Source organism: Paenibacillus sp. sptzw28, from assembly GCF_019550795.1.
Lineage (GTDB): Bacteria > Bacillota > Bacilli > Paenibacillales > Paenibacillaceae > Paenibacillus_Z.
Genome location: NZ_CP080545.1, coordinates 2,198,808 through 2,213,930, shown reverse-complemented (window position 1 = coordinate 2,213,930; position 15,123 = coordinate 2,198,808). Strand labels below are relative to the sequence as shown.

Sequence of the window (15,123 nt, the reverse complement as noted above, 5' to 3'; positions counted from 1 at the left end):
TCCTCTCATTGCCAGCTTTTAATGGAATACATTCATTTCCTGCCTTCAAAAAAAACAATAATACCTCCTTGTCACCCAATTCGGCTTTAGTTTATAAAGCGCTTACAAATAATGTTTTTGTTAATGTTATTACCAACAAATTAATAATACTATGAATATTGAAAAACCTCAATCACAACATTTAATATTAAATTCCCATAAAAAAAGCCACCAGCCCCGCATACGATCGCGGATTTGATGGCTTCACTCCATTATGAGGTTGCGGCTTTCATTTCTTTCATGCGCCGCAATTCCTCCTGTACTTGACTCTGTAGTTCATCGTTTTGCTTCGGGACGGCGCCGTGCAGGATCTGGTACGCCTTTTGGCTGGCTTCCGCTTCGGCTTCAGCCCGCCACAGCTTCTGTTCAAGCTTCGAATATTCCTTCAAGACACGGTCGGTGTCATATTGACCAATAGTATCATTTGTTTCCCGAATGGTTTGAGCGGCGCTCGATCGCGAAACATACACGAAATGCTTAAATTGAAGCTGACTATGTGTATCCTTCAGTCGCCGAAACTGTTCCGTCAGCACTGTTATCTGGGTCTCGGCGGCCCCCAGCTCAAGACGGTAAGCTTCCAGCTTCTTCTCCTGCAATATCCGCTCCTGCAGCGCCAATTCGGCGATATTATCTTCTCCCCGCTGCACTGCAAGCTCTGCTTGCCGGGCTCGTCTGGAAACGACCGGCTCCGTTTCGGCGATCAGCGCCTGGAGCTTCCGCTGTGCAAAAAGCTGGTTCCCCAGCGCGGTCTGTATTTTCCCCATTTGTTCTTCCAGTTCCCTCGCATACAGCTTGAGCATGCTGGAAGGATCCTCCGCCCGGTCAAGCAGATCGTGAATATCCGCGGACAATATGTTCTTGATTCTCTTGAATACGGCCATCTATTTTTCCTCCTTAAGGGTGTCTCGCTCCCATTGGTCTAATACATCGGAATTCGAAATAACGGTCGGTTGCTGGATTGGTATATCCGAATAGCGGCGTTCTTCTTTCTTCCTCGTTTTGTACGCCAGATAAGCGATCAGAACGATAATCGGCAGTGCCAGCAAAGCCGGAAGCAGCGACCAGATGCCGCCCAGGACGAGAGCAGCGCCTGCCCATTTTCCAAAGCCTCCGTCTCGAGCCTTTCTCCACAGCAGCAAGCCGGCCATAATTACTCCAATCTTGACCAGCAGGAGCCAGATTCCGAAGCCGTGGAACCAGCCTCCGTGTCCTTTGAACATTCCGCGTTCGAACATGCCTCCGGCTCCTGGAGCACCGTGCCTCATACCGTTTCCGAACGGCCCGGCAATGCCGGGGGACATTCTCGGCGATCTGTCGAATCCATATCCATGTTGGCCCGGAAGGAGCATTCCGATCCATTTCACCACCAGTGCCAGCACGACGACGGCCGCAAGAATCAAGATGCCTTTAAACAGCCATCCTTTTTTCTTCAATTCGTTCATTTGTGCACCTCCTTTTTATTGGAATACTTACGGCTTCTATTTGAAGCTTGTCCTCATTATCCCTAACGAGTCTTAAATGTTAATGAAGCCCGGCTGAACGTTTGTTGAAGGTTGGCTGAAAATTATATGAATGTAGAGGGAGCCTGAAAATCGAAAGGCTTGGTAACCTCATTATTCGGAACATAACAAAAATCGCCCTCCACTTGGCCAAGCGGCCAAGAAAGGGCGATTCCTTATTATATTGGAGTCCGATTCCAGCAATATCTATGCGGGACACTTATCCTGTTAAGTATGATACCGGTGAGTTATACCTTCTGCCTCAGTCCGCTCACGACTTCTTCAATGCGCACGGGACGTCTTTCCCGCAATGAAATGGCAGCAGCGCTCGCGATCAGCTCGGCCTGGTAACCGTCATTGGCGTCAACAGGCACCGGCGTATCATTGACGACCGCATCGATAAAGGAAAGCACTTCCTTCACATAGGCTTCCTTGTACCGTTCGAGGAAGAAATGAAGCGGATTGTCCCTGTATGCGCCGTTCTGCGTATACACCTCTGCGGTATTCGGATTGTCATTTTGGATCGTGATTGAGCCTGCCGAGCCGAAGAACTCGACACGCTGATCATAGTAGTGGGCCTGCCTGCTGTTATGGATAACGCCTAGAGCTCCATTTTCAAACTTTAATGTGATAATGGCCGTATCGATATCCTGGAATTCGGCGAATACAGGATCGACCAGGACCGCACCCTGTACATAAACTTCCTCAACATCGCTGTCCATCAGAAATCTTGCGATGTCAAAATCATGGATCGCCATGTCAACGAAGAGCCCGCCTGAATTTTTAATATATTCCTTATGCGGCGGCGCGGGATCCCTCGATGTAACCTTCAGCATATGCGGCTCACCCGCTTTGCCTTCCCTGATCAGCTCCTTCACGCGGCTCATATTGTGATCGAACCGTCTGTTGAAGCCGGTCTGGAATTTGACGCCGGAGCTGCGTACCCACTCCAATACCTGAATCGTTCCGCCAAGATTAAAGCTGATCGGTTTCTCGCAGAAAATATGTTTCCCTGCCTTTACCGCCTCTTCAATAATCTCGATGTGAGTGTCAGTCGGTGAGCAGATGAAGATAGCGTCGATTTCGGGATCGTTTACGATGTCTTTGTAGTTGTTCGTCACGTTCTGTATACCGTTATCGGCCGCCCAATCCCGAATGGAATCGGCAAGGATATCGGATATCGATTTAATTTTCACTTGAGGAAGGCCTTTCAGATTCTCGACATGAAGCTTGCCGATTCGTCCGGCTCCAATAATGCCCAATGTTATTTTCCGCATAGGTGTTAGTCCTTTCATCATTTGCGAATTAGTACCGTGCCACTACCATTTTTTTGCGGGTATAGAACTCTACGCCGTCTTTGCCGTTCGCATGCAGGTCGCCGTAGAAGGACTTCTTGTAGCCGGAGAAGGGAAAGAAGGCCATCGGCGCAGGTACGCCGACATTGATGCCTAGCATTCCAGCATCGATGTTGTCCCTGAACTCACGGACGGCTTTCGCGCTGTTTGTGTATAAACAAGCCCCGTTTGCGAATTCCGACTGATTGGTAATCTCAATCGCTTCCTGAAGACTGCCGGCACGAACAACCTGCAGAACGGGAGCAAAGATTTCATCGTTCCAGATCTCCATCCCAGGCTTCGCATGATCGAATATCGTCGGGCCGATAAAGTAACCGTCAGCGGGTGCCGACTCGCACTTCCGCCCGTCCAAAGCAAGCACCGCACCCTCGGCTTCTCCCTTGCCGATGTAGCCGATCGTGCGCGTTTTATGCGAGTCGCGTATAACCGGGCCCAGGAAGTTTTCCTTGTCCATGCCGTTCCCGATCGTCAGCTGCTTGGCCGTCTCCACTAATTTCTCAACCAACTCGTCACCGGTCTCTCCGACGGCCACCACTACGGAACAAGCCATGCACCGTTCTCCCGCCGAACCGAAAGCGGCGTTGACGATTTCCTTGACTGCCAGGCTCATGTCCGCGTCCGGAAGCACGATGGAGTGGTTCTTCGCTCCGCCTAGTGCCTGCACTCTTTTCCCATGCGCTGCGGCCGTTTTGTACACATATTCCGCCACCGGCTGCGAGCCTACGAATGAGATCGCGCTGATATCCCGGTGTTCCAGCAGACCGTTCACCACATCGTGCGCGCCATGTACGATGTTGAACACACCGTCCGGCAGCCCCGCTTCCTGGAGCAGCTCAGCAAGGCGGCAGGCAAGAATAGGCGTACGCTCGGAAGGCTTAAGCACGAACGTATTGCCGCATGCGATCGCCAGCGGGAACATCCAGCACGGCACCATCATCGGAAAGTTGAAAGGTGTAATTCCGCCTACAACGCCGATCGGATAACGGTACATATTCGATTCAAGACCGGTCGCAATGTCGGGAAGTACGCTTCCCATCATCAATGTCGGCGCACCGGCGGCGAATTCAACGCATTCGATGCCGCGCAGCACTTCGCCGTGGGCTTCGGCATAGTTTTTACCGTTCTCCAGCGTGACCAGACGCGCGAGCTCATCCCAGTTCTCAACGAGCAGCTGCTGGTATTTGAACATAATCCGGGCCCTCCGCGGAACCGGCACTCTGCTCCATTCCTTGAATGCGGTTTTGGCCGTCGATACTGCGCGTTCCACGTCTTCCCGGGTGGAAAGGGGTACGGCCGCCAGCTCCTCTCCAGTCGCGGGGTTCACTACGATATCCGTCCGCTCCGATGCCGCATCGACCCATTGTCCGCCGATATAGTTCTGGATTTGTCTTAAATTCTGTGACATGGTTGTTCATCCTTTCAAGGTGTGGTGACTTTATAACCCGGTATTCTGTTTCTGCTTTGCCTGTTCTATAAATTCGGTAATCTGCGGAGCGGTAGGCATTGCATCCGAGCAGTTGTGGCTGGATACGACGATCGAAGCCGCTGCGCTGCCGAACTCTTGGCATCGCTCCACCGGCCAGCCCTGCATTAAGCCGTAAATGAAAGCGCCTGCGAAGGAATCGCCTGCGCCGAAGGTCTTGATGACATTCTCGGCCGGGAAAATTCCTGCTGCGGATTCTTTGCCGTCTTTCATAAATACGGTGGATCCTTCGCCGCCATGCTTAACGACAACCATCTTTGCAAAGTGATCAAACCATCTCCGCGCCGTGGCCCGGTCATTCTTCTCCGCAGGACCCGTGATCGTCTCCATAATATCGAACTCTTCCCGGCCACCGATAATGACATCGCATTTCTCGGCTACCAGATTGCAATAGACCGCTGTCTCCTCTTTCGATTGCCAGGTATAGCCCCGGTAGTCGATATCGAAGAAGACGACGACGCCATGCTTGCGCGCATGCTGAAGCGCCAGGAAAACCGCTTCCCTTGACGGGCTCTTCGCCAATGCCGTGCCGGAAATCAGCAGCGCTTTGGCATTCTTGATGTATTCCTCATCGATATCTCCGGTTTCGAGATTTAGATCGGCCGTATTGTCCCGATACATCAATATGCTGCAGTCGGTAGGGGATTTGATCTCGGTAAAAGCAAGCCCGGTCACGCTTCCCGGGCGGTCCGTAATCAAATTGCCCGTGTCGATATTCTCATTGTTGAAATAACTCGTGATGAAGCGTCCGAATTGATCGTCGGCCACCCGCCCGATAAACCCGGTCTTCATGCCCAGCCTCGCCATTGCGATCGTTATATTAGCCGGCGATCCGCCCACATATTTCGTAAACGTCCGCGTCTCTTCCATCGGACGGTTGATCTCATTGGCGTTGAGATCGATGCAGGCTCTGCCCAGACCGATAAAGTCCAGCCTGCGGCCCTGCGGAAATTCGATTTCGCTCATGTTACCCAGCCTCCCCGTACGGATATTTATTGCTTGCTTTGCGTCATTAACCATTCATGCGCGGGATCGTTATGAAACTTCCAGGTCCGTACCGGTCCGGCCATAACATTCAAATAGTAGCCGTCATACCCCGGAGGAGCCGATACCGGATGATAGCCCTTAGGGACAAGAACCGCGTCTCCATTCTTGATGACCATGGTTTCATCCAGCGATCCGTCATCGGTATAAACACGCTGCACAGCAAAGCCGGTATCGGGGCTAACTTTATGATAATAGGTTTCCTCTAAGTACGATTCATGAGGCAGGTTATCCTGGTCATGCTTGTGAGGAGGGTAGCTCGACCAATGGCCGTTAGGAGTAAACACCTCCACTACGAGAAGACTGTCCGCAGGCTCTGACTCCGGCAAAATATTATGAATCCGGCGTTCGATATTGCCGTATCCGCGCTTTTCAATGCCGACCTGCTCCGGAGCGATCAGTCTGGCCGGGTTACCGCCTTTGCCCGGTGCGCTGCATACTGCCAGCTCCAGCTCGGTTACCGCCGTTACCTCGTAGAAATCATCAGACGGAACATATACGCTGTAGGGTGGAATCCTCTCGAAGACCGACATCCGGCGTCCGATATTATCCAGCTCCAGCTCCGAGGTGCGGACATCCGCTTTCCCCGTTACCAGCACTAGACATATTTCCAGATCGCCGGTTTCTTTCCTCAGGCTCTGACCGGCTTTCAACGTGTACACTTCAAATCCGACATAGGTCCAGCCGGCCGATTCCGGCGTAATTGTGAGGACATTGCCCCGCTCATCCGCCTGCTTGCCGCTTGGTACAATCAATTTCGCCATAAACTCACCCCGTTATATCCGTTTTAAGATTCGAAAGAAGGCCATTGATGTACTGTTTGGATAGTTTGGCATATTCGTAAGGGTTAGCAACGGAAGGATCCTGCTCGGCTTCGATAATCATCCATCCGTCGTAGCCTTGTTTAAGCAGCAGCTCTCTGAATATCGGACCAAAATCGATGCAGCCGTCTCCGGGAACCGTGAATACGCCCTGGATCACCGCATCCTGGAAACGAATGCCTTCGCGTCTCACGCGGTCAAGCACGTCCTGCCTGATATCCTTCAAATGGACATAAGGGATTCGATCCGGGTATTTTTGCAACAGGGCAAGCGGATCGGCACCCCCGTAGTATGCGTGGCCCGTATCATACAGCAGATGCACCAGCTCCGGGTCGGTCGACTGCATCAGACGGTCGATCTCCTCCGGCTTCTCGACTATCGTTCCGATATGATAGTGATATATCAGCTTCATTCCGTACTCGCGGCAAATTTCTCCGGCTTGATGGAGTCCTTCCACCATATGGTCCCATTCCTCGTCCGTCGGCGGGATTATATCCGCTGCGAGCGGCTCCCGCCGCGGATCGCCGATAATCGATCCTCCCAGCTCACAGGTAACGACGTGTGCGCTGCCCATTTTTTTGAGAAACTGCACATGCTGTCTATATGCTTCGAGCTCGGCATCGCGGCGGCTGGGATCGGAGAACAGCACTCCTTTCCACTGAGAGGTCAATTGAATGCCTTTCTCTGCAAGAGCCGCGCGCAGAATCTCCGGGTCCTTCGGGAATTTACGGCAGTTCTCCGTGGCGCGAAAACCAAGGGACGAGAAATCCGATACCAGATCCTCAAACGTATAGTGGTCACCGAGTTCAAGAACATCCTCATTCACCCAGTTGATTGAGGAAATGCCCAGCTTCAGGTTATCTGTGTTCATTGTCTGCTCTCCTCTCTCATCATCAATATTTTTTGACAGTCTCAATCTTCTTCAATCCCGCTTGATACGACTCGGTCACTTTAGTGCTCTCCGATACTTCAGCCACTCCGACCCGCCACCACGATTCATAGCCGTCCGTATTCGTTCCGGGCACCACCTTCACCTCAATCAGCACAGACCGGGCATCGTCCTTGGCATTGGCCAGCGCCGCCTGCAGCTCTTGTATCGTGCCTGCCGTGTAGGCCTTGACCCCAAGCCCTTTCGCAATCAGGGTGAAATCAAGTGGCAGAAAGTCCCCGCTGAGCCGGTTCGTCTCGCCCGAACGGAACCGGAATTCATTGCCGAACCCGCTGCTGCCGTGACCTCTTTGAAGGTTGTGGATGCATTGAAACCCGTGGTTGTCGAGCAGAATGACCGTGATTTTACGCCCTTCCTGAATGCTCGTCAGCAGCTCGGAATGAAGCATCAGGAAGCTTCCGTCTCCGACTACGGCATACACCTCGCGCCCAGGATCAGCCAGCTTCGCACCGAAGGCCCCGGATACCTCGTAGCCCATGCAGGAGAAGCCGTATTCCATATGGTAGGTGTTCGGATTCTCGCATCTCCACAGACGGTGAAGGTCCCCGGGCAAGCTTCCGGCAGCGCATACGATTACGTCGTTCTTGCCGATGAACGAATTGATTGTTCCGAGAACTTTGGTTTGTGCAAGCCCGTCTTCCCGTTCCACTGCGTACAGACGGTCGACCTCGGCGTCCCATTCTTCCTTCAATGCCGCGAGCCGGTTAATGTCGTGCGAGCTCTTGTAATCAACACCGCGCAGAGCCTGCTGCAGTGCGGTGAACGCCTCCTTCGCGTCGGCTACTAGCATAAGCGAATTCATCTTCATCGCATCGAAAGCACTCACATTAATGTTGATGAAGGATACATCCGGATTCTGAAAAGCGCTCTTCGACGCCGTCGGGAAATCCGCCATGCGCGTTCCGGCGCAGATGACCAAATCCGCTTCCCTCGCCAGCTTGTTGGCCGCGAGCGACCCGGTTGTTCCGATGCCGCCCATATTCAGCGGATGCGTCCAAGGAAGGGCGCTCTTCCCGGCCTGCGTCTCGACCACCGGAATTTGAAATTCTTCCGCGAATGCGATCATTTCCTTCACCGCAAGCGAGTAGTGAACGCCGCCGCCGACAATCATGATCGGCTTTTTCTTGTTTTTCACAGCATCTACGGCTCTCTGGAGAGCGCCGGCGGATAATGACCGCCTGTCGATATAATGGATCCGTTTATCGAAGAAATCAGCCGGGTAGTCAAAGGCTTCGCATTGGACGTCCTGCGGGAGGGACAAGGTTACGGCCCCTGTATCCACCGGATCGGTCAATACCCGCATCGCCTGCAGGGCTGCCGTCATCAGCTGCTCCGGCCGCGAAATACGGTCCCAGTATTTGCTTACCGGCTTGAATGCATCGTTCGCGGAGATCGTATAGTCGGCAGGGTTCTCAACCTGCTGCAGCACGGGATCCGGCTGCCTGCAGGCGAAGATGTCGCCCGGAAGAAACAGCACGGGTATTCGGTTGACCGTAGCAGTTCCCGCAGCCGTCACCATATTTAAAGCACCGGGTCCTATTGAAGAAGTGCATGCGAATATTTCAAGCCTGTTCTTTTGTTTTGCGAACGCCATAGCGGCATGGGCCATGCCCTGCTCATTCTTTCCCTGTATGAACTGAAGCGTCCCTTTATCGTTCTCGAGCGCTTCTCCAATACCGGTCACATTGCCATGGCCGAATATCCCCATTACGCCTTTGACGAACTTGCGCTCCTCGCCGTCAATCTCAATGTACTGGTTATCAAGAAACTTCAATAATGCCTGGGCCATCGTTAATCGGATTGTCGTCATAATTTCCTCCCGATAAGTTAGGGTAAGCGCTTATCCCATCAATAAAATAAAAAGAGGACTACTTCTTGCCAGCTAAAACGAAGATACGAAAACATCCATCATGAGCAACCGTTTTCATTTTCAACTTTAGAAGATAAACAAGAAATGACTCTCTTCGTGCAAAGATTATTAGCTCCCCTAAAATGGTGCGCGTATATGAAACGATATGTAGGGTAAGCGCTTTACCTTTCAGCATTTATTATACCCTTTACTTTATTCGATTGCAATCAAATTATTAACATGAATTGAGCCGGCTTTGGCCGGTTACCGCGCACTTCCACGACCGGGTTGAAAGTCTTGTACAACTGTTCTTCCACCGCTATGTATTCACTTACCCGTTAATGTTTAAAATAAATGAGCCTTATACTGCGTTAACATAACTCCTTTAAGATTAGTTCGATTTCAATTCAAAGGAGGAGATTAATAATGATTCGTCCAGGCAGAATAACGGTTTTGACATTACTTGCTGCGGGGATGCTGGCAGCCCAAGCAGGAGGAGCGTCGGCAGCCATTCAGAAGGAAGAGAAGCTTGTAAATGTAGCCCATCGGGGGGCATCGGGGTACGCTCCGGAGAACACGATGGCTGCATTCGAGAAATCGGTTGAGATGAAAGCGGACTATTTGGAATTGGATGTTCAGCTCAGCCAAGACGGGCGTCTTGTCGTTATTCACGATACGACGGTCGACCGTACCACTGACGGCACCGGTCTGGTCGGCAGCCTCACCTTTGACCAATTGAGACAACTTGATGCAGGCAGCTTCTTCTCTGAAGCATTTAAAGGCGAGAAGATCCCGTCTTTGGAGGAGGTTTTGGATGCATACAGGGGTCGAATCGGTATTTTGATCGAGATTAAAGCATCTTATCTCTATCCGGGAATTGAAGAGAAGGTAGCGGCAGCACTCAGGGATCGTGACATGGATAAGCCGAATAACGCAAAAATCATTGTGCAGTCCTTTGAATTCGAATCCGTCAAAAAATTTCATGCTCTTCTTCCGGATATACCTGTCGGTGTACTTACTTCCGGCTACCACCACTTGACCGATGCCATGCTGACCGAGTTTAGCACTTATGCCGATTATATTAATCCGAATCTGGCTTATGTAAATGCCGAATTAGTGGAACGCGTTCATCGCTTGGGTATGGGCGTCATGGCCTGGACCGTACGGAACCGGTCGCAAGTGCAGCCGCTTCTGGATGCTGGCGTTGACGGCATTATTACCGATTACCCTGATTATGTTCCGCGGGTTAACGGATAACGATTTGCATTTGGATTCAATTTACCTGCGCAGGCTGCCAATGACGGCAGCCTGTTTTTGTTGATGGTATCCAAACAACAAAACGGTTGAAAAAAAAATCGATGTACGATTTTCGGCTGCGTCATTTTATGAAAGAAATATAATAGTGACAGATAACGGAATGAGGCTGGTTAATTGACAAGCGGATAGGAGCGGAGCGGTCATGCCGAGTACATGGAGAATTTACTTTTTGGCGGTCGTCAGTTTTTTGGTGGGGACTTCCGAGTACATTATTTCGGGTGTTTTGGATAAAATTGCGGTTACGATGGAGATATCGATATCCGCTGCCGGTCAACTCATTACTGTATTTTCATTGGTATATGCGGTCGGAACGCCCATTCTTATGGCTTTGACTACGAGCATAGAGAGGCAAAAGCTGCTCATTTACTCACTGGGAATATTCGTGCTGGCCAATATCCTTTCTTATGCGCTGCCGGGGATTGGACTTTTTGTTGCCGCGCGCATTATCATGGCTTTAAGTGCAGGAATGGTTGTTGTAACGGCATTAGGAATTGCAGCAAGAATTTCACCTGCGGGCAAGCAGGCCAGCTCCATTGCAATTATTATTATGGGATTCACGGCCTCGTTAATAATCGGTGTCCCGCTCGGGCGAATTGCAGCTGCGGCCTTTGGATGGAAATCGGTTTTCGGACTTATTGCGATACTCGGAATCCTTGCAATGATTGTTCTATTCCTGGCCATCCCGCGGTCAAAAGGGGATGTACCCATACCTTTACGTAAGCAGGTCGCACTGCTGAAAAACACCAAAATAGCGCTTGGATTATCCATAACCTTCTTTTGGCTCGGCGGATACTCAGTCGCTTATACCTACATCTCTCCTTATCTTCTCACGGTTACGGGATTAAATGAAAGGATGCTTAGTGCCGCTTTACTCGCTTTCGGTCTCGCCAGCTTGATCGGCTCCAAATTCGGGGGCTACAGCACGGACAAATGGGGCGTTCCTTCAACGTTAATCGGGGGGATGCTGCTTCATTTGGCGGCATTGATAGCCCTCTCATTTACAACTGCGGCGGAGAATTTCATTCCGATTTTCGCCATCCTTATGGCGTGGTCGTTCGCGTGCTGGTCATCCGGCCCGGCACATCAGTATAATATGATCCGTCTTAAGCCGGAATCTTCCGGTGTGATACTTGGATTCAATCAGTCGATGATGCAATTATCCATGTCTGCGGGGGCAGCAATAGGGGGTGCGGCGGCGCAGTATGTCTCCTTATCATCTGTTACCTGGGTCGGGTCTATTGGAATCGTGGCAGCCATTGCTTGTTCTTTGATGCTATTCCGCTCAGATATGCGGGAAAAGGCCGGAGGAAGCACACTACAGCTTCAAGACTAATATTTCAGTAAGTTTCGTTAAGGAGGAACAAAATGATTGCGACCGAAAACAAACATGAATATTATCAGGCATTAATCGATAAGAAGTCAGAATATGAAGGTGTCTTTTATGTGGGGGTCAAGACAACAGGCGTGTTCTGCCGCCCGACATGTCCCGCCAGAAAACCAAAATTCGAGAATTGCGAGTTTTATGAAACTGCCGAGCAAGCACTTCTGGCTTCGTTCCGGCCTTGTCAACGCTGCCGTCCGCTTTCTCATCCGGGTCACGTTTCAGAGCTGGTTCGGCAGCTTGTTAGCGCCGTCGAAGAGAATCCGGAAAAGCGATGGACCGATAGAGACTTTCGGAATCTGTCCGTCGATGCTGCAACAGCGCGCCGCCAGTTCAAAAAGCGTTTTGGCATGACATTTGTTCAATATGCACGAGCCCGGCGCATGGGAATCGCATTGAAACAGATCAGAGCGGGAAACCCCGTAATCGACGCCCAGCTTTCAACCGGTTATGAATCCAGCAGCGGCTTCAGGGATGCGTTCTCACGAATCATGGGAGCAGCGCCAACCCTGCTTGGTCATCATAATATCTTAAAAGCATCGTGGCTCGATACACGGCTCGGCCCAATGATAGCGATCGCGGATGAAACAGCGCTTTATCTGCTCGAATTTGTTGACCGCCGTGGTTTGGAGCGTGAGGTTGAACGCCTTAGACTAAGAACAAAATCAGCCATTATTCCGGGTTACACGGCACCGATCCGTTCGATTGAAAGTGAGTTGAGCGGCTATTTTAACGGCGAGTTAACAGAATTCAAAACACCGTTATTTCTTTTGGGATCGCCTTTTCAAAAGGAGGTTTGGGAGCAGTTAATACAAATCCCTCCAGGAGAAACGCTATCCTATGCCGAGATTGCAGCAGCGGTTGGAAAACCAAACGCTTATCGTGCTATAGCTCAAGCAAACGGCGCAAATCAGCTTGCCATTGTAATTCCTTGTCACCGCGTCATCAACTCCAATGGCGATTTGGGTGGTTACGGTGGAGGGATTTCACGCAAACAATGGCTGCTAAATCATGAAAAATACGATTTTGTTCAAACATCCAAAACTAGTTCAGACTAACATCCGGATTGATCGGAACAATCGTCCTAAGTATTTCAAAACCCTGTCGTTCTCACACATTCCGCGAAAGCGGCGAATGCTTTGCTGCGGAACTGCTCATTACGACGAACCAGGCGTGTAGTGGCGTATTGATACGGTTCCGGAACCGGATATACACGCAGCAATTCATTATCTCCGGCAAGAGCTGATTTGGGCACTAGTGCGAAGCCGAGTCCTGCCCGTACGCAGCTCAGCATCGTTTCCATTGTACTTATTTCAATTATGTTCGTATTCGACGCCCCCCTGCTACGAAGCCATTCCTCAACTGCAGTCCTGAAAGGGCAGCCCTTTGGGAATACGACCCACGCGGCATCCTCGATACTGGGGTATTCTGACGTTTCATTCTCAGCTGCCGTTAGCAAGACAACTTGATCTTGAATCTCAACCTCTACCTCCAGCGCGGAGGTATCGAAGTCCCCCGTGAAGAACGCGCCGTCCAATTGACGACTCAGCACATTCTCGTAATTTTGCGGTGATGTTCCGGGAACCAGCGATAAGGCAACTTCGGGGTATTGTCGTTGGAATTTCGACAGCGCCTGGATAAAAGGACCTGAGGATGCGATGGTCTCCACAACTCCAATGGCAAGCGGTCCGCATGGATATTCCGGCTCTTTCACCGCCATCACAGCTTCTTCCGTCTTGCGAAGAATTTCCAAAGCATATTTGCTGAAGGTGAGCCCTTTCTCGGTGGGGGTTACACCCTTCGGATGTCTGCTGAAGAGATGAATACCAAGCTCCGTCTCCAGCTTGCGGATCCTCGCAGTGACGTTCGATTGCACGTAACCCAGCTTCTCTGCCGCTCTCGATATGCTTCCTTCCTCCATAATTACGATTACGATTTTCAAATCCGTTAATTCCATAGGTGCCCCTTATTCTTCGGTATCATTTTTTTTAATACATGTATCATTATCAATCATTTTACAGTATGTTTCAACCCGGGTTACAATCATTTCCACAACAACTTACCATCGGCTGGAACAACGACCGCACACCCATATTTGAGGAGGACTATCAAATGATTACGTATTCCAAGCTTTTATCCGCATTTCAATTAGGCTCCTTACGTCTCCACAATCGAGCGGTACTCTCGCCCATGACACGTACGAGCGCAGAGTGCAATGGCCTTGCGAACCAACTTATGGTCCGTTATTATACAAGGTTCGCCAAGGGAGGGTTCGGTCTTATCATAACGGAAGGGATCTATCCGGACTCAGTGAACAGTCAAAGCTATAAGAATCAGCCCGGCCTTGCGGATAAAGAGCAGGCCGAGTCCTGGAGGCCGGTTGTAGAAGCCGTACATCGTGAAGGCGGACGAATAATCGCTCAACTGATGCACGCAGGTGCCCTCGTTCAGCATAACGAATTTAAGCCGATAGCACCTTCCGCCGTCAAGCCGGTCGGTACAATGCTGGAAGAACACGGAGGCAGCGGAGAATATTCCGTTCCAGACGCGATGAGCAAATCAGATATCCGGCAGGTGATTGATAACTTCGCACATGCCGCACAACGCGCCAAACAGGTTGGATTCGACGGGGTCGAATTACATGCCGCCAACGGTTATTTATTGGATCAATTTATTACCAAATACACGAATCAAAGAACCGATGAATACGGCGGTTCCACGGAGAATCGTATTCGAATCGTCGTGGAATTGCTGGATAGGATTCGATCCGTTGTGGGCCAAAATTACACGGTAGGCGTTCGCATATCGCAAGGCAAAGTTAATGATTTCAACCATAAATGGGCGAACGGAATCAACGATGCGAAAATCATCTTCGAAAAGCTCGGTACCGCTTGCCCAACTTACATTCATACTACCGAATACAAGGCGTTTGCGCCGGCATTCACAAATGGTGGGCCTACGCTGGCCAAACTCGCAGCGACTTACGGCGGTCTGCCCGTTATCGCAAACGGCAAACTCGGGGACCCGGAAATGGCGGAACAGCTTTTAGCCTCAGGTGAAGCCGAGTTAGCCGCGATTGGCACAAGCGCATTAGTGAATCCGGATTGGGTGAATAAAGTGAAGGAAGGAATCGTTCTAAACCGTCTCGAACATCAATTCCTGCACCCCATGGCGACACTTCGGGAAGATGAAATAGGTATGTAGTTGAGTTCTTGGAGGCTGTACAAAGTAAAGACGTCACCGCTTTCGTGGCGACGTCTTTATATAAAAGTACAGTCTGGATTGTCACTGGGACGTGCTGAGACTCTAGGCTTCATAGAGTTGCGGCATAAGGCGTCAAACGCGTCCCAGATGACCGTCTGGAGCCCCTTCGCTTTCGCGGCGAG

At 50.9% G+C, this 15,123-nt stretch carries 13 protein-coding genes; 4 read left to right on the top strand and 9 right to left on the bottom strand.

The window, feature by feature from the left end:
- Positions 1-251 precede the first annotated feature (251 nt).
- The 8 genes from KZ483_RS09720 to iolD all read right to left on the bottom strand — a co-directional run bounded on the left by KZ483_RS09720 (position 252) and on the right by iolD (position 9,000).
- Positions 252-920, bottom strand: a complete 669-nt coding sequence (locus tag KZ483_RS09720; RefSeq protein ID WP_220352453.1) for a PspA/IM30 family protein — start codon at positions 918-920, stop codon at positions 252-254.
- Entirely contained in the window at positions 921-1,481 is a 561-nt protein-coding gene (locus tag KZ483_RS09715) for a hypothetical protein (protein WP_220352451.1), read from the bottom strand.
- Positions 1,482-1,786: 305 nt separating this feature from the next.
- Positions 1,787-2,815 (bottom strand): inositol 2-dehydrogenase, encoded by a 1,029-nt coding sequence (iolG, locus tag KZ483_RS09710; protein WP_220352449.1) that lies wholly within the window; start codon positions 2,813-2,815, stop codon positions 1,787-1,789.
- Positions 2,816-2,843: 28 nt separating this feature from the next.
- The gene (locus tag KZ483_RS09705) at positions 2,844-4,298 is read right to left on the bottom strand and encodes a CoA-acylating methylmalonate-semialdehyde dehydrogenase (RefSeq protein WP_220352447.1); all 1,455 of its coding nucleotides are present in this window, start codon (positions 4,296-4,298) and stop codon (positions 2,844-2,846) included.
- Positions 4,299-4,328: 30 nt separating this feature from the next.
- A complete protein-coding gene (gene iolC / locus KZ483_RS09700; protein WP_220352445.1) occupies positions 4,329-5,342 on the bottom strand; it encodes a 5-dehydro-2-deoxygluconokinase in 1,014 nt (337 codons plus the stop codon).
- Positions 5,343-5,368: 26 nt separating this feature from the next.
- A complete protein-coding gene (iolB, locus tag KZ483_RS09695; RefSeq protein WP_220352444.1) occupies positions 5,369-6,184 on the bottom strand; it encodes a 5-deoxy-glucuronate isomerase in 816 nt (271 codons plus the stop codon).
- 4 nt (positions 6,185-6,188) lie between these two features.
- Positions 6,189-7,112, bottom strand: a complete 924-nt coding sequence (iolE, locus tag KZ483_RS09690) for a myo-inosose-2 dehydratase (RefSeq protein ID WP_220352443.1) — start codon at positions 7,110-7,112, stop codon at positions 6,189-6,191.
- Between the two features lie 22 nt (positions 7,113-7,134).
- On the bottom strand, positions 7,135-9,000 hold the full coding sequence (gene iolD / locus KZ483_RS09685; RefSeq protein WP_220352442.1) for a 3D-(3,5/4)-trihydroxycyclohexane-1,2-dione acylhydrolase (decyclizing): 1,866 nt from the start codon (positions 8,998-9,000) through the stop codon (positions 7,135-7,137).
- 465 nt (positions 9,001-9,465) lie between these two features.
- Here iolD and KZ483_RS09680 point away from each other — a divergent pair, with 465 nt between their 5' ends.
- The 3 genes from KZ483_RS09680 (at position 9,466) to KZ483_RS09670 (ending at position 12,795) form a co-directional block, all read left to right on the top strand.
- Positions 9,466-10,296, top strand: a complete 831-nt coding sequence (locus KZ483_RS09680; protein ID WP_220352441.1) for a glycerophosphodiester phosphodiesterase — start codon at positions 9,466-9,468, stop codon at positions 10,294-10,296.
- 202 nt (positions 10,297-10,498) lie between these two features.
- A complete protein-coding gene (locus KZ483_RS09675) occupies positions 10,499-11,689 on the top strand; it encodes an MFS transporter (protein ID WP_220352440.1) in 1,191 nt (396 codons plus the stop codon).
- Between the two features lie 32 nt (positions 11,690-11,721).
- Positions 11,722-12,795 carry a bifunctional transcriptional activator/DNA repair enzyme AdaA gene (locus KZ483_RS09670; RefSeq protein WP_220352439.1) on the top strand — a complete coding sequence of 358 codons (1,074 nt, stop codon included), beginning with the start codon at positions 11,722-11,724 and terminating at the stop codon, positions 12,793-12,795.
- Positions 12,796-12,830: 35 nt separating this feature from the next.
- Here the strand turns inward: KZ483_RS09670 and KZ483_RS09665 are convergent, their stop codons facing one another.
- Complete coding sequence (locus KZ483_RS09665; RefSeq protein WP_220352438.1) at positions 12,831-13,694, bottom strand: LysR family transcriptional regulator; 864 nt, start codon at positions 13,692-13,694, stop codon at positions 12,831-12,833.
- Positions 13,695-13,849: 155 nt separating this feature from the next.
- Here KZ483_RS09665 and KZ483_RS09660 point away from each other — a divergent pair, with 155 nt between their 5' ends.
- On the top strand, positions 13,850-14,941 hold the full coding sequence (locus tag KZ483_RS09660; protein WP_220352436.1) for an oxidoreductase: 1,092 nt from the start codon (positions 13,850-13,852) through the stop codon (positions 14,939-14,941).
- Positions 14,942-15,123 lie beyond the last annotated feature (182 nt).